This is a genomic window from Bradyrhizobium sp. USDA 336, from assembly GCF_044908355.1.
In the GTDB taxonomy this organism is placed as follows: Bacteria; Pseudomonadota; Alphaproteobacteria; order Rhizobiales; family Xanthobacteraceae; genus Bradyrhizobium; species Bradyrhizobium yuanmingense.
On the sequence record NZ_JBIYDC010000002.1, the window covers coordinates 7,457,391 to 7,479,817 of the forward strand.

Below are 22,427 nucleotides of genomic sequence, written 5' to 3' on the forward strand. Positions count from 1 at the left end.
TCTGACACCACCTCAATCGATCGGATCCAATGGAGCTACGTTAATGGCAATCAGCAAAGGACCTCAGGCGTTCCCGCGGCCGGAGTTTCTGCGAAGGCTCGCGGCCGTGAAGTCTGAAATGAAACGTCGCGAAATCGACGCACTCGTCGTCTCCGATACATACAACATCACCTATCTGACCGGTTACACCGCCAACTCTGGCTATGTGCCGCAAGCGTTAGTGGTTTCTCTTCACGAGGAGGAGCCCACCTTCATTCTGCGTCGCCAGGACGCTCCAGCTGCCATCCACCAAACGTTCATGGATCGTGACAAGATCATCGGTTACCCAGAAGCGCTCATTGGTAATCCCACGATGGATGGTTACGACAAGGTAATCGATTTTCTCAACGAAATTGGCGCTGCAAATCGTGGCATCGGGCTCGAACTAAGAGGCCTTTCGGCACAAGCTGCGGAAAAGTTCAGAGCGAGGCTGCCCAAGGCCAAGATCGTTGATTGTACGAATGTCGTGACCTGGATTCGCATCGTCAAATCCGATCTCGAGATAGCTGTCATGCGAGAAGCGGCCGCCATTTCGGATGCAGCAATCATGCGCGCCGCCGATGTCATACGGCCTGGTGTACGGGAAGCGGACGTGATTGCCGAAATCATGGGAGCGCTGGCCCGCGGTGCCAATGGCAAGCCCGGAACGACAAGATTTCCGAACGTCAGCCTGTGCTCCTCTCCTCGGACCGGAACCCCCCATATCTCCTGGAGCGAAGACGTTTTTCGTCAGGGTTCGCAAATCAACCTCGAGCTGGGCGGGGTGCGACATGGGTATTGCGCCGGGATTATGCGCACCTTTTCGATCGGCGCGCCTTCTGAGCGTTTGCGCCGGGTCCACGAGGCCGAGATGGAAGGTCTCGAGGCTGCTCTCGATGTGATCCGGCCGGGATCGACCTGCAGCGATGTTGCAAACGCTTTCAATCGTACAATCGAAAAGCATGGGCTGAAGAAGGACTCTCGATGCGGCTACGCCCATGGCATAGGCTGGTTGGAGCCGACCGCTAGCCTGCAGGATGGAGATAGGACAGAACTGAAGCCGAACATGACCTTCCATTTGATGCTGGGCAACTGGATCGATGAAGACTTTGGCTACGTGCTCAGCGAGACCTTTCGGGTGACGGACTCCGGCGTTGAAGTGTTGACCAAGGCTCCGCGGAAACTTTTCGAACTGTAATTGAACGGTTCTGTAACAATACTGTCGCAATCGAGCTGGCGAGTCGGCAGGAGGGTGGTGAGCATTGCTGCACCGTCCTCGCCCGGCCGGACTTTGCATCCGCTCTCTCCAACCTTCCGCCTTGGACGGACACGTGCTGGTGCATGGAATCTGCTCCGGCGACCGAAGCACGTGCATGTAGCTGCGTGGGGGAATTCGCCCTTCACGGGCCTATCAGACTGTGGCTCTACCGCACGTGCTCAACTCTGTGGCCCCCTCGTCTCGGTAGGCTCCAGCGTGTGAGATGCAACCACTTCTGGATGGATATGGTAAGAAGATCCGTTGCGTTTCCAGCCGTAGCCAAACTGGAGTGCCGCTCGGATCGGGATGACTTTCTCGTTGGCCGCCCGAGCCTCCTGCGCCTAAGAGCGTGCCAGTCACGCGACAGATGCGAGTGTCAAGCGGCATAAGGTCGTGATATCGTAGATAGGTAGCTTCGTCACACGGCGCATGGTGGGCGCAACTAACGGAAAAGCCGTGCATTCAAACAGGATCGCGGCAATCGCTGGATGCTCATTTCGAAGCCGCGCGACACACGCGCCCACTTCCCGTTCAATTACGCTGACCTCGGTCTGCGGCGTTGGACGTTTCATCTCGTTTTGCCACATCTCGCCGCCTTCGATGCCACCAACGACGACCCGCGACCTGTCGGCAGGATCAACAACTAACAGATCCGGGCCTAGATGCGTGGAGTCCGCTGTCAGCACTGCAATCTTCGCAGCCATCGGCAGCTGGCGGAGAAGGCTTGGGAGCAAGAGTAGGCTGGAGGTTACGACCGGAACTTTAACCGACGCGGCTACTGCGGCCTGGTGCCGAATAGAGAAACCACAGTTCGCAGTGATGACAACGGCCCCACGCTCGACCAATCTTTGCGCCGCCGAGATGTAGGCTGGCTCAAGTGCAGGATCGCCTCGAATGACGATCTCCGCCCAAGCTCCCGCGACAGTTTCCAAGATGACCGGGAAATCGTAGGAAGTCGGGTTCAGAATAGAGTGATTGCGGGGTGCCCGGGTCGGAGCACCGGGTGTCAGCCCTTGTTCGAGATTAAGAATTCCAAGAGAAGGTGTCGGTGCCATCTCACAAGTATAGCACCGCTTTGCTGACATATCTTCCCGTTTTGGAAGAGTATCTTGCCGGAAATCTGCACCACATTGTGGAGTTCTTCAGGTTTCTTGCATTTTTGCTACCTGTCACGGGCAACCTGCAGGAGGTGGTGAGACCCACTCATTCGCAAAGAGCGCCCCAGGATTCGCAGGCGTTTTCCTTGGTCGCAAGCGCGCTCTCGTAACGCCCAAATGCTACCTCCGAGCCATGTGCGAGGAGTGTGGCGGCTCCATAACGCAGTGGGTCACGCGTGGGCGGTATGGCACTACCCAGTCCAAATGAAAGATATTGTGCTCCTACCGCCTCAATGACATTGCTCAACCGATGGCATGTGCGATTACGCGTGTCCTAAATCCATGGGCCTGTGATCTGCAAGGCTCGCTTCCCGAGAAATCGAGGCGAAGGCTGGCAAGCCGCTCCTGGTGCAGACCAACCGCAAGAGGTATCGAGGCTTCTGTCGAGCAAGCCGCTTGATTTTAGAACACCGAGAGCTCGCTGCTATGCTTGCGTCTGAAAGCGTAGCGCCGCTCGAGAAAACGAAGGCCGGCAACGGCAGGTATACTAACGGCTAGAAAGAAGGCGCCAACCATGGTGATCGGCTCAAGGTAGCGATAGTTGATGTTCGCAACAATACGCGCCTGAGACATCAATTTGACCACGGTGATCACCGACAATAGCGGTGTCTCCTTGAACATGGAGACCCACGTAGTTGGCAAGTGCAGGAAGCATCGGAGGCACGGCCTGCGGAATGATGACGTATCGCCACACTTGAAGGCGGGGCAGGTTCAACGCTTTGGCAGCTTTTCCCACTGCCCGCGTTCCACAGAGTCAATGCCGGCGCGGTACACCTCCGACGTGTAACTGGAGTAGTGAATAGTCTCTTCAGGAAAAGCCAAGCGAATCGCCTTTGACGCGCCGTCGCTCACGGACGAGCTCGCTCGCCCCGAGCACAGAAGAATGCGGTTGTGTCGTGCATTTGCAGTCTGCCGAATGGCTCATAGTCCCCCGGCCAAAGGTTTGTCGCTAAGAGTATGGCCGACCTCCGCTGCCGAATATCTCCATTTGTGGCTTCTTTCGGCAGGAAGTCGGCGGAATAATAGGGGTTTTTGCCGTATGGAGCGCCGTTCACTCCGACTGGGCTCGAGCCGAAGACCGGAATAGCACGCCAGGGAAGTCCCCCGGCGAGAAGGCACGGCTTGGCGCTTCAACGAGTAGTCTGGACGATCGAGTTGTTTGACGGATCGCCGTCACCAGTCGAGTGTCTCGCCGTTGTAGTCCAGGAACGCGCCGCTAGTGGCCGGCGTGAGCTCAGCAATTCGTCGGGTGAGACAGAGCGCACTGTGTTCGGCGGAGATCGAAGTAGGGGAGGCAGATGCGCGTTCCCCGCCCATATCGGTACGCACCCACCCGGGGTAAAGTATTCCTACCAGAATTCCGTCTTGGGCCCAGTCGCGTGCGAGGGCGCGCATGCCGTTGTTGAGTGCCGCTTTTGAGGCTCGGTAAGCATATCGGTCGCGGCTTGAGCCGTAATTTGTGCCGGTGGAAGCATAGTCGCTGCTTATCGCCACTAGCTTCTTCTCGGAAGAACGCAACAAGTTGTCACGCATTGCTTGTGCGATCAGTATCGGCGCGAGCGCGTTGATGCGCATGGTCGTCATCCAGCCTTCGACATCGATGCGCTCAGCCGACTGGGCTTTAGGTGTTCCGTTGATACCCGCATTGTTGATCAGAATGTCGACAGGCACCTCGCCGATTGACCGGCTGAGCGAGGCAATCGAAGCGTCGTCGGCCACGTCGAGCCGTATGATCCGCACCTGCCTATCGAACGAGGCCACGAGTTTCTGGAGCGCATCGGCTGTTGATGGGGCGCGGCAGCACGCGATCACCTCGGCGCCGTCGGTAGCGTATTGGCGTGCGAGAGCAAGGCCAATGCCTCGATTAGCGCCGGTGATCAGAACTCTGGTCATGTGAAATACCTTTCTCGACGGCCGCGCCTCGCGCCGGCATATTTATCAACTCCGAGACGTTCAAACGGCGAACCGTTGCAAGAAGCGAGTTTTGAGTTAGTAGGTGCTGGCTCCGTAGGCGCTAGCTCCCGACGACCGGTCGAAATGAACGGAGCCGGGCCTCTTTCGCATGGCGGGTTGCGGCGCAGGCGGGCTCGGGCCTTCGCGGCGATCGGGATCTCAGTCCGAGCTGCGCTGACGTTGTTCCCATTGGAGAAATCGTAGGTGGCCCAATTCGGCAGGAAGCTAGCCTTGGTCGAGGTGCACCTTGCCGAAGGGGCAGCCAGCGTTCGAGATTGGATCCACGAAAGGGTGATGTTGCGGCGGCATAAGGAGACCATAGCGGCGAATGGAGGCAGAATCCGCTCGTGGCAAGCCCCTCTGTCGTTTAAAATGTGCAACCGGTCGGGAAGGCGCGCAGGTTTCATGCAGTGCATTGTGCTAGCCGGTTCCTGCAGGTCAGAAGGAGCCCTTCAGTCGAGATCCTCTGGGTGCGTTGATGAGGCGATGCCGGGGACTGTACCCGCGTGGATGAAATGCGCCAAAACCCACTTCCGTTTTGCCGGGCGCGCCGGCGTAACTCTGCCCTGTGAGCCTTCTTCGATATACCAGCCTAGAGCTCATTCGCAGCGCAGTCGGGCACCTCTTCCTTCCAGCGTACCGATCCGAATGGGCGTTCCAGCATCCGGCGGACACGCACAGGTTCAGGACCGATGTGGAAAGCCATCGCCTTGTCATCTAGCGCGCGCTCCAACTGCGTCCAGCGGTTGCGTTGGCGCAAATAATCTAGCCACGTCGGGCAATGATAGCGCTCCGTCCATAGCTCGGGGTCGGCGATGTCACGCGCAATCGACCAGCCATAGGCGCCGTTGCGTTGGCGATAGAGCTGCACATCCTGCATGACATTGTAAAAGGCGCGCGCATTCTTGGGAGCCACCCTGTACTCGAGTTCAACCACCAGAGGGCCGCTGCGGTAGGTAAGAGGAAGCCGTACCTTGGGATCGGCAAGCATCTCGGCCTCCTCCCCCCGCTCGGTAATCGACGGCATGGGTAGCCAGCGCCCAAGCAGCGGCAAGAGCAGCATCAGCGCAGCCGAAATAAGCAGCGCGATCTCCACTCCAAGTCCATCGGTTAGCCGTCCCCACCCCCAGCTCCCGATCGCAAGTCCGCCTGAGAACGAAGCCTGCCAAGCTGCAAGCGATCGACCGGCAACCCACCGCGGCGCCGACAGCTGCATACCGATATTGAACAACGTCCAGATTATCGTCCAAACGGCGCCCGCCAAGACCAGAGCTGCGACGGTCAATATCGGTTCATGGCTGAGGGCGACCGTGGCTATCGCGCCGCTCATCGATATTGTGCAGGCCCGAACCGCGGCCTCGCTGCTGATCCGGGCGCGCAATTCACCAATGTTAAGCGCCCCTATGACGGCTCCCGCGCCGAAAGCACCGAGCATGATGCCGTACGTCTGCGCGCCTCCTTGCAGCACATCGCGGGCAACCAGCGGCATCAGCGCCTGGATGCCGCTGCCGACTATTCCGGTTATCATCGAGCGCGCAATCACGACCTTGATTGACGGCGAATTGGCGATATAGCGCACGCCGGAGATGATGGCGCGGCTTAAGCGTTCTCGCGGCAAGCGCGAGGGCTTCGGCACCCGCTTCCACAGGAATAGCGCAGCTATCAACGGGAGATAAAGAAATGCGTTGACGGCAAAAGCCAAAACAGCGCCTGCGGTTGCAACTATGAGGCCACCAACCGCAGGTCCGAAACTCCGAGCGATGTTGTAGCTGATGCCATTAAGAGCGATGGCAGCCGGCAAGCTCTCGGCCGGCACCTGCTCGCTGACAGAAGATTGCCAGGCCGGTCCCATTAAGGCCATCCCGGCACCAACCACAAAGCAAAACACCAGCAATAAATTTGGTGTCGTGAAACCCAACCAGTCAATCGCAGTGAGGACTGTGGCGCCGCAAAGAGCGATCGACAGTGCAACCAGCATTACGATTCGGCGATCATGCATGTCGGCAATCGCGCCGGCCGGCATAGCGATCAACATGATCGGCAGCAACAAGGCTGTCTGCACCAGCGCCACCTTATCAGCGGAAGATGTCATCTCCGTCATCGCCCAGGCCGCACCAACCCCTTGGATAAGTATACCGAGGTTCGACAGCAGGCTCGCCAGCCAAATCCGCCGGAACGAGGAATTCTGAAGCGGCGCGGTGATGTGGTTGGAGATCTGAAATTCGGAAGGCTTTGTCATCTAGGTTCGCGGACCATGCGCGGCAATCTGATCGCAACTCAGAAAATGGTGAAACATTCGGCGCGAATGGGATGAGCAGCTCTGATGCTCGCTCAAATACCTATGCGCGGTTCCGGTTTCGGATTCGCCGCCGCCAGACCCGTAACACGACATCCACGTCTAGGGATAATCTGTCGCGCTCTGATCTCGGACGTCTCCCGGTTTTGCTCAACGTAGCTTCTAAAGCAATGCGGCGCTGTCATCGCTAAGCTGAGAGGAAAAAGACCATCGCCTCTCGTGCAGACGTACGCGACCATTCACTGGCTTGGAGTCTCATGCCCTACCTTCTTGCGACGTTTGATATCGCTGGACTCTACTACAGAAAACGCGCCCCTTTCTGGCGTTATGATTGGATGGGCGATGAAAAAGAGCGAAAAGCCTCGGAAGAGGCCACAAAGATACGAACATCAACCTTCGTCGGGAGCTTCTACCGGAATCGCAAAACCAGCCTTTACGCGGTCCATCACGACCATTGTTTTAAATCCCTTGATGTCAGGATTCTCATAGAAGAATCGCCGGGTGAATTGCTCGTAGTCTTCCATCGTCCGCGCGGTGATATAGAGGACGAAGTCAGCGTCCCCAGTGACGTAAAATCCATTGACGACTTCAGCTGACGATCTGATCGCTTTCTTAAATCTGTCGATGATGTCTGCGCGCTCACGCTCGAGACTTACCAGTACGAGCATTTGGATGGGCCTTCCGACGGCCTTCGCCGAAACGATCGAGACATCGGCTTCGATGATGCCGTCAGAGCGAAGCCTCTTCAAACGCCGTTGGCATGCAGTCGCAGAAAGCCCGGCAAGCTCGCCTATGATCTCAGATGTCAGGCGATTGTTTTTTTGGACAATCTCCAGGATGCGGGCGTCTGTTCGGTCGTATTGCATTAGTCAGGGCTCCAGTTGAATTCCGCTGCAAAATGGTAAGGTTCTGCAGGAAACCGTCCAATCGATGGTGAAAAGCGACGCAAATCTCTCTGTGACATTAGTATCCTGATTGGCGGCAGAATTTCAACAAAATGACCGACAGGGATTTCTAAATGATGTTTCAAGCTGCTCGACCCAAAAGTCCACCTCTGGTCGGGCTAGCTAAAGAGCATCTTGAGAGTTTGCGCCGTCGAGATTTTCTCACCGGAGCCGCTCTCATCGATGGGCGCTGGATTGAAGGCAACAAAAAAGATGCGGTCGTTGATCCGGCGACTGGCGAAGTCATCGCTCAAGTTGCCAATTGCGGTGCTGCGGATATGGATCTTGCGATCAACGCAGCCGAACGATCCTTCGCGCAATGGCGTGGGCTTCTGCCGGAGGGGCGAGGCGCAATCCTCAGGACTTGGGCATCTTTAATGCTGGCCCATTCGGAGGAACTCGCCATCCTCATTACAAGCGAGCAGGGCAAGCCACTCGCCGAGGCAAGGTACGAAATCGGCTATGGTGCGGGATTTCTGCAGTGGTTTGCTGCGGAGGGAGAGCGCGCTTACGGCGAGACGATCCCAAGCCATAAGCCCGCAAGTTTGCTTCAGGTAAGAATGCAGCCCGTTGGTGTTGCGGCAGTAATTACGCCCTGGAATTTTCCGATCGCCATGATTACGCGCAAGGCCGGCGCCGCTATGGCCGCTGGCTGCCCTGTCATCGTGAAGCCTGCCCCCGAAACGCCGCTCTCGGCTCTTGCCTTGGCAAGGTTGGCGGAAGAGGCTGGGGTTCCGCGCGGCGTGTTTCAGGTTCTGATTGGTGATCCAGTCGAATTGTCGACGCCGCTGTTGCGGGATACCAGAGTGCGGGCCCTATCGTTTACCGGATCGACAGAAGTTGGTCGCCTGCTGCTTGAAGGGGCTGCGCGGACTGTAAAGAAGGTGTCGCTCGAGCTTGGAGGGCATGCTCCCTTTATCATCTTCGATGATGTCGATGTCGATAAGGCCGTCAAAGGCGCAATCGATGCAAAGTTTGCCACGTCGGGGCAGGACTGTCTGGCCAGCTAATCGCATCTACGTGCAGAGAGGTATTTATAGCGCCTTCGTCGAGAAGTTTGCCGCCGCAATCACTCGGCTCAAGGTTGGTCACGGCCTTGAGGCTGGGACCGATATCGGTCCGATGACGAAGTCGTCCGTGGCCGAAAAGTGCAGGGCGCAAATCCGTGATGCTGCGGCTAAGGGGGCGCGGATCGTTTCTGCGAACCAAAATCAGGAGTTCGGACCGAATTTCGTCCTTCCAACTCTGCTGAGCGATGTTACCGACGGCATGCTCATTTCGAGCGAGGAGACGTTCGGCCCGGTAGCGGCAGTGCTTCCGTTCGACTCTGAGGAAGAGGTCCTGGCCAGAGCAAATTCCAGCGAGATGGGCTTGGCCGCCTACATCTATACCGACAGCTTGCGTCGTGCGCTGCGCCTTTCTGAGAACATCGAGTACGGAATGGTTGGCATCAACACCGCCTCGTTCACAGGGCCGCCAATTCCTTTTGGAGGTTGGAAGCAGTCCGGTCTCGGTCGCGAAGGTTCGCGGCATGGCATCCAAGAATACATGGAATTGAAGTACGTCTGCTTCGGCGACCTGGTGGCTTAGGAGAAATGGTATGAACGATATCAAGACGATCGCGGAGAAAGATCGCGCGGCTGTTCTACATCCTTTCACCCAGCTCAAGGATTTTGCCACCGGTAAAGCTGGTGATCCGACGATCGTCAAAGGAGGCAAAGGGATCCGCATCGAGGATGCGCAGGGACGCAGCTACATCGATGGCTTTGCCGGCCTCTATTGCGTCAACATCGGCTACGGCCGGACCGAGGTCGCCGAGGCAATTGCGCGGCAGGCTTACAAGTTGGCCTACTATCATACATATGCCGCCCACACGACGGACGAGCTGGCCAATCTCTCCGATCGCCTCGTGCGAATGGCGCCGGGTAAGGCGAGCAAGGTGTTTTACGGTCTGTCCGGCTCAGACGCCAACGAAACTCAGGCAAAGCTTGTTTGGTACTACAACAATTTGCGCGGACAGCCCAAAAAGAAAAAAATCATCTCGCGCGAGCGCGGATACCACGGCTGTTCTGTCGTTTCAGGCTCAATGACCGGTATGTCGTTCTATCATGACCATATGGACCTTCCCTTTGCAGGTATTTTGCACACCGGGGCGCCGCACCATTACTGGGGAGCGGAGCCGGGTGAAACGGAAGAGGCGTTCTCTCGTCGGCGTGCAGCCGAACTTGAAAAGATGATTTTGCGGGAGGGGCCGGAAACGATCGGAGCCTTTATTGCGGAGCCGGTGTTAGGTACGGGAGGCATCACACCGCCGCCCGATGGTTATTGGCGTGAAATTCAAGCCGTGCTGCGACGCTACGACGTACTGTTGATCGCAGATGAAGTGATTTGCGGATTTGGCCGCACGGGCGCTGAGTTCGGCAGTACTCTTTACGGGATGGAGCCTGACCTCGTGACGGTGGCCAAGGGCCTGACGTCCGGTTATATGCCGCTCTCTGCAGCAATCGTTGGCGAGAGGGTCTATTCGGTCATGGAAGATGCCGCCGACCGTGTCGGCGCATTCTCCCATGGATATACCTATTCCGGACATCCGATTGCGGCGGCGGCTGCGAATGCCGTTCTCGATATCGTGGAGAAGGAGCACCTAAAGGACCGCGCGAAAATCGTTGGCGCTCATTTCTTAAGGCGACTCAATGAGCGGTTTGCGCAGCTCGAGATCGTCGGTGAAGTGAGGGGCGTAGGCTTGCTCGGTGCAGTGGAATTCGTTGCCGATCGCCAGACCAAACGGCGCTTTGATCCGCAGCTGAAGGTGGGCGCCCGGATCTCCAAGGCTGCGCGGGACAGGGGACTTATTGCCAGAGCAATGCCGCACGGAGACATTCTAGGATTTGCTCCACCTCTCGTCGTTTCCGAACACGAAATCGATGAAATCGTTGAACTCGCCTATCGCGCGACGAGGCAAGTGATGGACGAGCTTACGAAAGAATCTGCGATTTGAGCTCGGCTGTTCTTCTGTCGATCCGCGCCAGCTCCTCAATTCCCTGATCGTCGCTTGCTTTGGCGGTTTCGATCGGCCCGATGGAAGGTTCGTGCTGGGCTCAAAGAACTCCCGGAAGTTTGCTTCGTGATTATGGAGCTTGCCGGGCCTTCTATCCCGTTCGACCAATCGAAGACACTGATATTGCTGCGATGCTATCGCCTTTTTGGGAACGGCGAGCGCCAGCCAGGGGCGCAAAATATGAAATTCGAGAGGCAGCGTGGGGGTGTTGTTGTGGGTCTCCCTGGAACACGGGGCGGCGAAACCGGCGGGAAGAACCGCGAGTTCGCACGGTGTACTTGCAGAATTTCTTCACTGATCTAGCCTCCTTTGCTGTGTTTGAGCGTCATGGGGCCCGTAGATGGTGAAAATGGTTCTGTTAAAACATGTAGTGCTGCGTCAAGGAGCCTGTGCCATGACCGAAAAGAGCTGCATCAGCCATCTACAGCGCGTCGTGGGCCGGCGATCGTTTGTTCGATCAACAGCGGCTTTACTGAGTGCGCCGTTTGTCGCGAAGGCGTCCCGGGCCTGGGCGCAGGAAAAGCTTGCCGGCAGTGGGGAAGTTGTCGTCTTCAGCTACGGCGGTTCGTTCACGCAGGGGATGCGGAAATACATTTATGAGGCCTTCACGAAAGCGACAGGCATTGCTGTAGTCGATGTGACTGGAGACTTTGCGGAGCCCCAGGTGAGGGCAATGAACGAAGCTGGGCGCATGGATTGGGATCTGGCCTTCATCGATGCGCAGACTTATCCGGCTATGTCCGAAGCCGGGATGTTTCAGCCGATCGATTACAGCTTGTGGGACGCGGAATCGCTGCTGGGCATTCCGGCGGGCAATCGTCTTAAGGATGCGGCTGTCGCTTACCGGGCGACAACAGTGCTCGCGTATGATGCTCGTGCCTTCCGAGATAAGGCGCCAAAAAGCTGGGCGGACTTCTGGGACGTAAAAACGTTTCCGGGGCCACGCGGGCTCGCCTCGAACGTCCGGCACAATGTAGCATTCGCGCTATCAGCTGCTGGGCTGCCGGCAGCCGAGCGTTGGCCCGTGACCGACGACAAGCTCGATCGAGCTTTCAAGAAGCTCGATCAGATCAAGCCACATATTACGAAGTGGTGGGGCGCGGGAGGCGAACCGGTTCAGTTGTTGCTGAACCGCGAACTGGAAATGACGAGCTGTGGAGATAATCGCGCCTTGGCGGCGATCCGTCAGGGGGCGCCCATTCGTGTCGTTTGGGATGATGGCAATTTGGTCTATGTGTATTGGGTGCCTCTAAAAGGTGGCCCTAACACCGCGAATGCTCAGAAGTTTCTTGCATTCGTAAACCGCGCCCAGAACGCCGCCAATTTCACACTCGGGACGCTACTTCCTGGTCCCAATACGAATCAGCTGGAGTTCTTGCCATCCGACCTTCCTCCGCTGCTCAATATCAATAAGGAAATTGCATCAGTGGTGGTCGAGCAGGATTCTGCTTGGCTCGCCAATAAGCGATCCGACGGAAAGACGAATTTGGACCACCTTCAGGAGCGCTGGTTGTCATGGCGGGCACAATGAGTACTCTTGCAATCAAAGACCAGGCGCAAAATTTACGTTCGTGGCCCACACCCTGGGCCTGGCTGTTGCTGCCTGGCAGTATCTTCCTTGTGGTGCTTTTTGTCGTCCCGCTCACGGGCCTTGTGTTGCTCGCGTTTGGGATGCCAAACTGGACTTGGGCGAATTTTGCGCGCATCGGCCACACCCCTATCTATCTGACCGTGATGCGTAACACGCTAGAGATCAGCGTCACCGTCACTGCGCTCGCCTTCGTGCTGAGCTATCCTATCGCGTACGCTCTCACGACGGCCGGAACAGCGTTGCGTACCTTCCTGCTCATTGGAGTCGTGCTGCCTTATTTCACCAGTACTCTGGCGCGCACCTTTGCCTGGATTGTCCTTCTCGGGCGCAACGGCGTCATTAACCAGTATCTGCTTGAGCTCGGCTGGGCATCTCAACCAATCGCGATGCTCTACAACCGGTTTGGCGTTATTCTCGGCATGACCCACATCGTCATGCCCATGATGATCCTGCCGATGTACACGGTCATGTCCAGCATTGACCCGAAGCTGATGCGCGCTGCCAGGGCGAACGGAGCGAGCTCACTCGCGGCTTTCCTCACTGTGTTTCTGCCGCTGAGCCTCCCGGGCCTGATTGCAGGGGTGCTGCTCGTCTTCATCTACTGTCTTGGCTTCTACATTACACCTGCCTTGATGGGAGGGTTGTCGGACGTCATGATCACGATGGCCATCAGCTCCCAGATCCTGGAGCAACTCAATTGGAATTTTGGCGCTGCGCTTTCAGTGGTCCTGCTGGTGGCCGTCCTGAGCATATTGTGGATTGGCTCGCGGTTCTTCCCCATTGAGCAGCTTCTGGGCTTCTCCGACGAAAAGCGCGGTTCGACCGTTGCCCGCCGTCAGATGGGTGCCAAAATGTTGATGCGGATCGGTTCCGCGGCAAACGCTCTTGACCGCTGGATTCCTTCGCTGGGAGGCCAAGGTATCGCGATCCTGGCATGCCTTCTGGCTGTACTTCTCCTGCTGCCAGTCGTGATCGTTGCATATCTGTCATTCAGCGCTTCGTCCTACTTTGTATTCCCGTTGCCAGGCTACTCGCTGCGCAACTACGAAGCCTTTCTTTTCGATACGCTGTGGGTGCGTGCGACCTTCACCAGCATCCGGATTGCGCTGATGGCAGTTACCATGGCGACTACGTTCGGCGCCATGCTTGCTTTCGGTCTGTCGCGCGGCGCCATGCCTGGTCGCGGAGCAATGGTGGCTCTTCTGCTCTCACCGATTATTATGCCGACGGTTATCGTGGCCGTCGCGACCTATTTCCTTCTGGCGCGGTTTGGACTGCAGGGCACCGAGTTCGGCTTGGCGCTGGGTCACGCGGTCCACGCCATCCCTTATGTGGTGGTGATTGTAGTTGCCAATCTGCGCGACCTTAACCCGAGCTACGAGCGGGCGGCTCGCAGTCTTGGTGCCGGGTCTTGGGCGACCTTTCGCACCATCGTTGCCCCGCTCGTCATGCCGGCACTCATCGTCGCCAGCTTCTTTGCTTTCCTGACCTCATTCGACGACGTCGTCTACGTATTATTCCTCGGTATCGGCAAGATTACGACCTTGCCGATGCGCATGTGGGAAGGAATCCGGCAGGACATCAGTCCCACCATTGCTGCTGTAGCGACGCTGCAAATGCTATTTGCGACAATCGTGATTGTGGTCGGAACCCTGCTCAGACGGAAAAAGACCACCTGATGGCGCTGTCTGAGCGCAGGTCAATCGAAAGCCAATTGGTAAATTCACCCTAGGGAGCTGAAATGTTGATGAAAGCGACCGCGAGCGGCACTGATGTGAAAACCGGAGGCATTGCCCTGCGTAACCTGCAGAAGCGGTACGGTAGCGCGATCGCTGTCGACGATGTCAGTCTTTCCGTGTCACCTGGCGAGTTCATCTCGCTGTTGGGACCGAGCGGGTCGGGCAAGACAACGACACTGATGATGATCGCTGGTTTCGAGCTGCCGAACAGCGGTCAGGTCCTGTTGGATGAGAAGGACATCACGCGCCTGCCGCCTCACCGGCGCCAGCTCGGGGTGATCTTCCAGAACTATGCCCTGTTCCCGCACATGACGGTCGCCGAAAACGTTGCTTATCCGCTTCGGATGCGACGTTTGCCCAAACTGGAGGTTGAAACGCGGGTGCGCCGTATCCTCGATCAGGTCCATCTTGGTCCCTTGGCCTCGCGCTATCCGCACCAGATGTCCGGCGGTCAGCAGCAGCGCGTGGCGATCGCGCGTGCCCTGGTTTTCGATCCGCCCGTTCTTCTGCTTGATGAACCTCTCGGCGCCCTCGACAAGAAGTTACGTGAGCATCTGAGGAACGAGATCAAGACTCTCCACAAGGAGGTCGGCAAGACAATGATCTACGTCACCCACGACCAGGATGAGGCGCTCGCTATGTCAGATCGGGTTGCGGTGATGCACGAGGGACGGATCCGGCAGGTCTCGGCACCGATGGATATTTATCGCAGACCGGCCGACTTGTTCGTGGCCGGTTTCGTCGGCGAGGTCAATCTCATACCGGTCAAGCTTAAATCTGGCGCCGTGCATGGTCCCGCGGGCGAAATCCTGCCGGCTCCCGCCTGGCAGGATGCCGATCGGGATGCGACGCTTTGCGTGCGGCCTGAACATATGCGTCTCGACGCGACCGCGTCTGGCTCCTGCGGTGGAATCAAGGGTCGCATCAGCGGCATGACCTTCGTTGGCGATGCGACCATCTTCGAATTCCGGAGCGAAGCCGGATTACACTTGTTGTCGAAGGTGCTGAACGTATCGGCCAAGACAATGCCGGAGGTCGGCGACCCCTGCCTCGCATCGTGGGCTGCTCATGATGCAACAATTCTGACGGAATAACCTTCGCGATCCGGCTGCGTGCCTAGCTGCCGGATCAATCTACTGGCGCCCGTGCCGCCGCTTGAGGGCGGCTTGGCGGACTTTCACCGACTATCGTTTTTTCATCGCTCCGCCCGATGCTTCGGGCCAGTGTGCAACCACTTTTGTGTGAGGAACCTATCCATGAACGGCGCTGAAAGCCTGGTTCGTACGCTGGTTGTTGGAGGAGTAGACACCTGCTTTGCAAATCCCGGCACATCCGAGATGCACTTTGTCGCTGCCCTCGACCGCGTCGATGGTATGCGCTGCGTGCTCGTGCTGTTTGAAGGAATCGCTACCGGCGCAGCAGACGGTTATGCGCGTATGGCGGACAAGCCGGCCGCCACTCTGTTACATCTTGGGCCCGGCTTGGCGAATGGTCTTGCCAATCTGCACAACGCCACCAAAGCGTCGACGCCGATCGTCAATATCGTTGGAGATCACGCAACCTACCACCGCAGCTACGATGCACCGCTCACGTCCGATATCGAGGGGGCAGCGGCCCCGTTTTCTGGTTGGGTCCATACCTCGCCGGACGCGACGCGTGTCGCGGCTGACGGTGCCGCGGCTATCACGGCCGCCCGCACCGCGCCAGGTCAGGTGGCAACCCTCATTCTTCCTGCCGACACCGCATGGAACGAGGGCAGTGGACCCGTTGCTGTGGCCGAAGCACCAAGGCGAAGGCGGGTTTCGCAGGATCGCATCAAGGACACCGCTAAGGCGCTTTGTTCCGGAGAGCCAACGATGATGCTGTTGGGAGGGCTGGCATTGCGAGAACGCGGTCTCGATCTAGCGGGGCGCATATGTGCCAAGACAGGCGCGAAGCTCATGTCGCAAACCTTTCCCGGCCGGATCGAGCGCGGCGCTGGTCGCGTTCCGGTCGATCGGCTCCCATACCCGGTCAACCAGGCACGCGCGAGCCTTGCTGGGCTTAAGCATATCGTCCTGGTGGGGAGCCGCATTCCAGTGGCCTTCTTTGCCTATCCGGACAAACCAAGCTTGATGGCTTCTGAAGACACGGAGTTTTTGACGCTTGCACGTGCCGAAGAAGACGTCTTGGACTCGCTTGAGAGACTTGCGAACGAACTGGATGCCCAATCGTTTCCAAGCCAGGCCGCGAAGCTGGCACCCCCATCGCTGGCTACCGGGGCAATTACCGGCGCCAACATCTCGCAGTCACTGAGCGCGCTCATTCCGGAAAATGCGATCGTGGTGGATGAATCAATCTCGGCGAGCGCCAGTTTTTTCGCTGCAAGCTGGAATTCGCAGCCACACACTTATCTTCAGAACATGGGTGGTTCGATTGGGCTTGGCATGCCGATGGCAACCGGCGCTGCCATAGCTTGCCCCAATCGGCCTGTGCTTAACCTTCAGGCAGATGGCAGCTCGATGTACGCGATTCAGTCACTGTGGACACAGGTGCGCGAGGGCCTGAATATTACAACAGTGCTGTTCAACAACAAGTCGTATGCTTGCCTCCGGGATGAACTGGCCAATGTCGGGGCACAAAATGTCGGCCGCAAAGCTCTGGACATGCTCGATTTGAGCCGGCCTGACATTGATTTTGCGGGACTTGCAAAAAGCATGGGTATGGCGGCGGCTCGGGTAACCACGATGGATGAGTTTAATGTCGAAGTGGCTCGTGGACTTTCAACACCGGGGCCGTGCCTGATCGAGGTGCAGATCACTTGAGTCACTTGAGCCTCAGGCCGCGCAGGACCGCATGAGTTCTCTATCTTTCTGAGATTGATCGATTTGGGGGGCCTCCTTCGAGGAAGAAGCACCCCCCTCGCTCAGAAGGCGTGCTGTGGGTCCTGGGAGAAGCTCGCTTGAAAAAGGACGTGATTCGATCGTCCCCCGAATACTCTGCAGTAGACCGCGCAAGAACTACAGAACTTTGCGCCTCTACCAGCACAAGATTCACCTGAACGAAGGTTATGGTTCTCGAGCGCGACCAGTGAGCCGAAGCGCTTCGTCACACCGTTGAACTAAACGGCTGGCCACCACCTCTGTGCTGCGTCTTCCCTGTCGGCATCAGGCGTTGCTACACCGCTGCAGCGAGAGCTTTTCATCTTCGCAAGAGTGACCGCAATCATAGTAACGCTTTGAACCGGGTCGAGCGAAGTGCCTCCGAACGGGAGAATCCCGGTGATGGAACCACGTCACCTGGACGCGGGCAATTTAGCCGAGCTGCATGATGTACACCCGAAGCCTCCTCGCTGGCGTATCATCCGGACGGCGTCCGTCTTCCGCGCATCTGACTAATCGCGGCATCGGTGGGAGAGCTGAGCACAGCCAAGCAGCGCGATTGCGTGTCGGGCGAGTTGCCGCGCCCGAGGCCAAATGCCAATTCGTGAAGAACGAGCTTGCTTGGGGATCTGGTGAGAGAATTCATCACCAGCTTTCAGCTTGCCAGTCGAACGAAATCTGACGTGAGATTGCAAGCATTCGAATTGCTCAAGTCGAAGGCTTGCAATCCTGAACCTCGATGAGCTTAGGACCTATTCAGCTCAACAGACCCAGCAACGGACTTAACCTCCAGGTAATCTTCGAGGCCGAAGCGTCCCCACTCCCGACCGTTACCCGATTGTTTGTACCCGCCAAAAGGGGCGGAGCTGTCGAGTGATCCACCTTGCAGATATATGGTGCCGGCTCGAATTAGGCGAGCAACGTTTCGCGCGCGTTCCGTTGAGCCTGAGAATACGTAACCGGCAAGGCCGTAGGGTGTATCGTTAGCAATACGGACTGCGTCGTCTTCGTCCGCAGCACCAATGATCGCTAGCACCGGCCCAAATATCTCCTCGCGCGCAATAGTCATTTCATTTGTCACATCCGCAAAGATGGTAGGGCGAACGTAGAAGCCTTTGTCGATGCCTTCGGGTAGCCCTAATCCGCCTGCGATCAAGGTGGCGCCTTCGTCAATGCCTCGCTGGATCAGGGCCTGGATCTTCTCCCATTGGCCGCGGTGTACGACGGGGCCCATATGAATACCCGCGGCGCGCGGGTATCCAACCCTGTACCCGTTCGCTATGGTTTTCGCGATGCTCGCGACTTCCGCCATTTTAGATTTCGGGACAATGAGCCGCGATGGTGCGTCACAAGATTGCCCGGAGTTTTGGAAAAGCGTCGCGATACATTTTCTAACGGCCTTTTCAAAATCGGCGTCCTCAAGAACGATGTACGGGGATTTGCCCCCGAGTTCTTGGCTAACGCGCTTGATTGTATAAGCGGCTCGTCTCGCAACGTCGATCCCCGCACGTGTCGATCCGGTAAACGAGATCATGTCGATGTCGGGATGCTCGCTCATGGCTGCGCCAACGTCAGGTCCCAACCCGTTGATCAAGTTGAACACACCCTTCGGTACGCCAGCCTCGTGAAGGATTTCTGCAAAGATCAGTGCACAAGTAGGAGCGAACTCCGAGGGCTTGAGAATCATTGTACAGCCTGCAGCGAGCGCCGGCGCGACTTTGCAAGCTATTTGGTTTATTGGCCAATTCCACGGCGTGACCATCCCCACCACGCCAATAGGCTCGCGAACCACGATTGTACTGTCGATTCGCTCCTCGAAAGAGTAATTCTTGAGCACATCAAGCGTCGTAGCCAGGTGAGCGATGGCGGAGCCAGCCTGCTTCTGTTCCGCCATTGCTAACGGGGCGCCTATCTCATCCGAAATGGAATCTCCAATCTCCTTCGCACGAGTTTTGTAGATCTCCAGAATGTTTTGGAGAATGCTCATGCGCTGCTCGCGCGTTGTCCGAGAAAAGCTGGCAAATGCGCGCCTAGCTGCGATGACTGCCTTGTCGACGTCCGCTTTTGAGCCGAGCGCAATCTCGTACATTTCTTCCGCGCTCGCCGGAGTGACGATTGGCGTCATTTTCATAATGGCGGGATCGACCCACGCGCCATCAATGTAAAATTTCATGCGATTGACCATGTTGTCCTCTCGAGGTTAGTTGGATTGGCTGGCGCCGCCACACTGAATAGCTATTGTTTTCTACAATTGCGCTGACTTCGCTTGGCGATTATGATTTTACAAAAGGGGCGCCCACTTGCGGTGGAGCGGGCCAGTTAGAGAAAGCGTACATAGACCCCCTTTGAGGAGGCCGCCGACGCGCTGCGGCGGGCTCACCCAACGGTTTTCGGCCATGCGCAGGTCTCGAACGCCAGGTGAGGTGGTTTGAACCAAGGCAGAGCTCGTAATGCGTCACGTTCTCATCCCTTCCATCATCTGCCGAAGAACCTGACGACTACGATACAGCACCATCTCCTTCCAATCGGGCATATCCGGGTAATAGTGCTGCTTCACGCGTCGGCGAACCTCACGCCCAAAGTCAGTATGAATCTGAGCTTGGCCGAAGGCATAGAGCCAATGGTCAGCGCGCAACACTGGTCTGGCCGCCTCCGGAGGGTAGGTTCCGAATTCCAGGCAAACGTAGACATGGCGCTCGCCGAGGATCCGCTGCCAGTAGTCGTCCTGCGTGCCATTGAGGACTAAGGAGGATGATGTGCCGAGATCGGGTGAGGTGACCGAATGACCGAAGATGTCGCGCGCCCGCTGATATCCAATCATTCCCGATGCCTGCTCGCACTGCAGTTCACCATAGCCATAGGGTCCCAGGCCTGTGTGATAGTCGATGATCAGGACGATCTGACGTGACGCAATACTGTAGTCCGACACAATCTGTTCCAGAGTTTGGCGAGCGACGGTAGGGCCGAAGCCGCCAAAGAACATTCCCGTCGGATGACGATATTGACCGCTGGTCCTTGCCTTCCGGTAGGCAGTTTCACCGTATGTTGTCCGGTACTTTTCAATCGCCGCCTCGGCTTTCGCAAAGACAGGCCCGTCCAAAGCACTTGGGACCAGACTGTCTGCGATTGCGTCATATGCCTCGTTTTGCGGTAGGGGAGCCGCAAAGTCGATAAAGTTTCTGTTGAGGTCACAACCTTCTTGCGTAACGCGCCGATCCCATGCGAACCCGTATGGGTTGATGGCGTGGATCAACAGCATCGCTTCATCCGACTTCAGCCTGTCGTATCCACGCTCGGCCAGCCAGTCCAGCTGGGCTGCGGATCCACAATATCCTTCGGCGCCATGGGTAGCTGAGATGAGAACGCCAACTCTCGAGGCCCGGCGATTACCAAACCAGGCAACGTCGGTTGGGAGCTCTTCTCCTCCTGGTCCGCATGCGGGCGATGGATATATTCGTGCCTCACCGACGGCGGCATCCTTAACGTAGTCGCGAAACGTCTGACGAGCTTCGAAGTAACTCGATGAAAAATGCTTGTTCACTGCATTGAGAATGAGATTGTTCATGAGCCATTCCCGTTGTTACTTTAGGAGAAAAGCTGTGATGCTCGGTGATCGATACCGGGTGGACTTAGGGGGCTCTGATGTGAATCCAAACCCGAATCCGCTTCGCCTTGATGAATGCGCAGCCTTACTCGATCCGATCGCAGTTTTTCGGCGTTTAGCCCGTTGATCTGAAGAATGAATGCGGGAGCGGCCCTTTCCTGGATCTCGGTCTGACCAGAAAGCCCAACGGCTGCCGATCAAGGGTGTGAAGCCGCTGATCGATGCCTCTGGTTGCCCGGCACCGCCTGGGCTTATTCGCAGGTACCGATCGCGCGTGACTGGCTAAGTCGGGGCTGGGCCCTTTGCGCAATCCTGGATCAGATCCATCAGTCGCAACGCGCGATTCAGGACGCGGCGCTGAAGGTGGACGGGTGGGCGGCGACTCCTCTCCGGGAGTTCTCATGGGCTAGCGTTGAGGCTATGATGCTCTGCAGATCCGAGCGCCCGTGTGGCTGCGCGGCTCGCCCTGCTTGGCAGACCGCTACTTGGAAACTCGTTCCAGCGGCACCTTCAGGCAGGCCAGTCGTGTTGGCCATCTGCGCCGATGAACGGTGGCCCGAAACCGCGTCGCAGACCGCGACAACTCAGCTTTGCGGCGCATGAAAACTTCAAAATTCAGATGTTCTGCGCAGCTTTTCAGCTCTTCCTGGTTTGATTTCGGATTTTGGCTTCAGTCGAGCGGGTATATTAGACATGGGTGATCGGCGCCGCCTGTCGCGCAACTAGGAAGCCACGATGGATCTAAACTTTACCCCCGACGAACTTGCCTTCCGCGACGAGGTCCGGGCATTCTGCCGCTCTGCAATCCCCGTGGACATCCGCGAGAAACTGATTGCGGGCAGGCATCCCAGCAGGGACGACAAGGTGCGCTGGACGCGCATCCTGGCGCAGAAGGGGTGGGCCGTGCCGCACTGGCCGGTCGAGTACGGTGGCACGGGATGGACTCCGGTCCAGCAGTACATCTTCGGCGAGGAAGTGAGCCAGACGCCGGCGCCGGAGCCTGCCGGTAGCGGCATCAACTTGGTTGGTCCGGTCATTTATAACTTCGGAAATGAGGCGCAGAAGAAGTATTTTCTGCCCCGCATTGTTAACGTCGATGACTGGTGGTGCGAGGGCTTCTCAGAGCCTGGAGCTGGCTCCGATCTGGCTTCGCTCAAGACGCGGGCCGTCCGCGATGGCGACCACTATGTCGTCAATGGTCAAAAAACCTGGACGTCGTTGGCGCAATATTCCAACTGGATCTTTTGCCTGGTCAGGACTGACTTTGAGGCCAAGAAGCAGCGGGGCATCTCGTTTCTGCTGATCGACCTGAAGTCTCCCGGCGTGACAGTGCGCCCGATCCAGTTGTTCGACGGATATCCCGAAGTGTGCGAGGTGTTCTTCGACGACGTGCGGGTTCCTGTCGAAAATCGTGTTGGCGAGGAAAACCGCGGCTGGGATTACGCCAAGTTCGTCCTCGGCAATGGGCGCGTCACGATTGCTTGTGTTGGCCTCTCTAAGGAGCGCATCCGCCGCATTAAGGAGCTTGCTTCGCGGACTCGCGTCGGTGGCGAGTCATTGATCGGCAGGGCCGATTTCCGCAAGAAGATTGCGGCGGTCGAAGTCCAGCTCAAGGCGCTCGAGATGACGCAGCTTCGGGTCGTTGCCAACCAATCGAAACGCGAAAAGGGTACTCAGGATCCCGCGAGCTCGATCCTCAAGATCAAGGGGTCTGAGATTCAGCAGGCAACCGCCGAGCTTCTGATGGATGTGATCGGCCCTTACGCGCTACCCTATCAATCCGAGGAGGAGCTTCAGCGAGGAGAGGCATCGATCGGTCCCGAATGGGCCGGACCGATTGCGCCCGCCTATTTCAATGGACGTAAGGTGCCGATCTATAGCGGCTCGGATGAGATCCAGAAAAACATCATCGCAAAGGTCGTCCTCGGCCTCTGACGCTTCCGTAAAT

13 protein-coding genes and 2 pseudogenes are annotated in these 22,427 nt (G+C 57.4%); 8 read left to right on the top strand and 7 right to left on the bottom strand.

All coding sequences use genetic code 11. The features are described from left to right. Window positions 1–43 precede the first annotated feature (43 nt). Window positions 44–1,216: a M24 family metallopeptidase gene (locus tag ABIA45_RS35810; RefSeq protein WP_404655146.1), complete on the top strand. Its 1,173-nt coding sequence runs from the start codon at window positions 44–46 to the stop codon at window positions 1,214–1,216. A 416-nt stretch (window positions 1,217–1,632) separates the two neighbouring features. Here the strand turns inward: ABIA45_RS35810 and ABIA45_RS35815 are convergent, their stop codons facing one another. The 5 genes and pseudogenes from ABIA45_RS35815 to ABIA45_RS35835 all read right to left on the bottom strand — a co-directional run bounded on the left by ABIA45_RS35815 (window position 1,633) and on the right by ABIA45_RS35835 (window position 7,548). Further along, complete coding sequence (locus ABIA45_RS35815) at window positions 1,633–1,980, bottom strand: hypothetical protein (protein ID WP_404655148.1); 348 nt, start codon at window positions 1,978–1,980, stop codon at window positions 1,633–1,635. Window positions 1,981–2,835: 855 nt separating this feature from the next. Continuing rightward, window positions 2,836–3,234: pseudogene (locus tag ABIA45_RS35820) on the bottom strand (ABC transporter permease subunit); the annotation flags it as partial. A 372-nt stretch (window positions 3,235–3,606) separates the two neighbouring features. Next, a complete protein-coding gene (locus tag ABIA45_RS35825; protein ID WP_404655149.1) occupies window positions 3,607–4,326 on the bottom strand; it encodes an SDR family oxidoreductase in 720 nt (239 codons plus the stop codon). Window positions 4,327–4,978: 652 nt separating this feature from the next. After that, the gene (locus ABIA45_RS35830) at window positions 4,979–6,625 is read right to left on the bottom strand and encodes an MFS transporter (RefSeq protein ID WP_404655150.1); all 1,647 of its coding nucleotides are present in this window, start codon (window positions 6,623–6,625) and stop codon (window positions 4,979–4,981) included. Window positions 6,626–7,071: 446 nt separating this feature from the next. Beyond that, a complete protein-coding gene (locus ABIA45_RS35835) occupies window positions 7,072–7,548 on the bottom strand; it encodes an Lrp/AsnC family transcriptional regulator (protein ID WP_247333674.1) in 477 nt (158 codons plus the stop codon). Between the two features lie 188 nt (window positions 7,549–7,736). Between ABIA45_RS35835 and ABIA45_RS35840 the strand changes: the two are divergent. The 6 genes and pseudogenes from ABIA45_RS35840 (at window position 7,737) to ABIA45_RS35865 (ending at window position 16,818) form a co-directional block, all read left to right on the top strand. Next, window positions 7,737–9,216 (top strand): annotated as a pseudogene (locus tag ABIA45_RS35840) (NAD-dependent succinate-semialdehyde dehydrogenase). Window positions 9,217–9,226: 10 nt separating this feature from the next. Further along, the gene (locus ABIA45_RS35845; protein ID WP_404655152.1) at window positions 9,227–10,624 is read left to right on the top strand and encodes an aminotransferase; all 1,398 of its coding nucleotides are present in this window, start codon (window positions 9,227–9,229) and stop codon (window positions 10,622–10,624) included. Window positions 10,625–11,078: 454 nt separating this feature from the next. Next, window positions 11,079–12,215, top strand: a complete 1,137-nt coding sequence (locus ABIA45_RS35850; protein ID WP_404655153.1) for an ABC transporter substrate-binding protein — start codon at window positions 11,079–11,081, stop codon at window positions 12,213–12,215. Continuing rightward, window positions 12,200–13,954, top strand: coding sequence for an ABC transporter permease subunit (locus ABIA45_RS35855; protein ID WP_404655154.1), 1,755 nt, complete (start codon window positions 12,200–12,202; stop codon window positions 13,952–13,954). The genes ABIA45_RS35850 and ABIA45_RS35855 overlap by 16 nt, the downstream gene beginning before the upstream one ends. A gap of 62 nt (window positions 13,955–14,016) precedes the next feature. Then, window positions 14,017–15,108, top strand: coding sequence for an ABC transporter ATP-binding protein (locus ABIA45_RS35860; protein ID WP_404655156.1), 1,092 nt, complete (start codon window positions 14,017–14,019; stop codon window positions 15,106–15,108). 162 nt (window positions 15,109–15,270) lie between these two features. Next, the gene (locus ABIA45_RS35865) at window positions 15,271–16,818 is read left to right on the top strand and encodes an acetolactate synthase large subunit (RefSeq protein ID WP_404655158.1); all 1,548 of its coding nucleotides are present in this window, start codon (window positions 15,271–15,273) and stop codon (window positions 16,816–16,818) included. An 802-nt stretch (window positions 16,819–17,620) separates the two neighbouring features. Here the strand turns inward: ABIA45_RS35865 and ABIA45_RS35870 are convergent. Then, window positions 17,621–19,060: an aldehyde dehydrogenase family protein gene (locus ABIA45_RS35870; RefSeq protein ID WP_404655159.1), complete on the bottom strand. Its 1,440-nt coding sequence runs from the start codon at window positions 19,058–19,060 to the stop codon at window positions 17,621–17,623. 270 nt (window positions 19,061–19,330) lie between these two features. Continuing rightward, entirely contained in the window at window positions 19,331–20,440 is a 1,110-nt protein-coding gene (locus tag ABIA45_RS35875; protein ID WP_404655161.1) for a M14 family metallopeptidase, read from the bottom strand. A gap of 774 nt (window positions 20,441–21,214) precedes the next feature. Here ABIA45_RS35875 and pimC point away from each other — a divergent pair. After that, complete coding sequence (gene pimC / locus ABIA45_RS35880; protein ID WP_404655162.1) at window positions 21,215–22,414, top strand: pimeloyl-CoA dehydrogenase large subunit; 1,200 nt, start codon at window positions 21,215–21,217, stop codon at window positions 22,412–22,414. Window positions 22,415–22,427 lie beyond the last annotated feature (13 nt).

Coding starts and splice junctions, on each gene's coding strand:
- ABIA45_RS35810 (WP_404655146.1), top strand. CDS start 44: ATGGCAATCAGCAAAGGACCTCAGGCGTTCCCGCGGCCGGAGTTTCTG.
- ABIA45_RS35815 (WP_404655148.1), bottom strand. CDS start 1,980: ATGGCTGCGAAGATTGCAGTGCTGACAGCGGACTCCACGCATCTAGGC.
- ABIA45_RS35825 (WP_404655149.1), bottom strand. CDS start 4,326: ATGACCAGAGTTCTGATCACCGGCGCTAATCGAGGCATTGGCCTTGCT.
- ABIA45_RS35830 (WP_404655150.1), bottom strand. CDS start 6,625: ATGACAAAGCCTTCCGAATTTCAGATCTCCAACCACATCACCGCGCCG.
- ABIA45_RS35835 (WP_247333674.1), bottom strand. CDS start 7,548: ATGCAATACGACCGAACAGACGCCCGCATCCTGGAGATTGTCCAAAAA.
- ABIA45_RS35845 (WP_404655152.1), top strand. CDS start 9,227: ATGAACGATATCAAGACGATCGCGGAGAAAGATCGCGCGGCTGTTCTA.
- ABIA45_RS35850 (WP_404655153.1), top strand. CDS start 11,079: ATGACCGAAAAGAGCTGCATCAGCCATCTACAGCGCGTCGTGGGCCGG.
- ABIA45_RS35855 (WP_404655154.1), top strand. CDS start 12,200: ATGGCGGGCACAATGAGTACTCTTGCAATCAAAGACCAGGCGCAAAAT.
- ABIA45_RS35860 (WP_404655156.1), top strand. CDS start 14,017: ATGTTGATGAAAGCGACCGCGAGCGGCACTGATGTGAAAACCGGAGGC.
- ABIA45_RS35865 (WP_404655158.1), top strand. CDS start 15,271: ATGAACGGCGCTGAAAGCCTGGTTCGTACGCTGGTTGTTGGAGGAGTA.
- ABIA45_RS35870 (WP_404655159.1), bottom strand. CDS start 19,060: ATGGTCAATCGCATGAAATTTTACATTGATGGCGCGTGGGTCGATCCC.
- ABIA45_RS35875 (WP_404655161.1), bottom strand. CDS start 20,440: ATGAACAATCTCATTCTCAATGCAGTGAACAAGCATTTTTCATCGAGT.
- pimC (WP_404655162.1), top strand. CDS start 21,215: ATGGATCTAAACTTTACCCCCGACGAACTTGCCTTCCGCGACGAGGTC.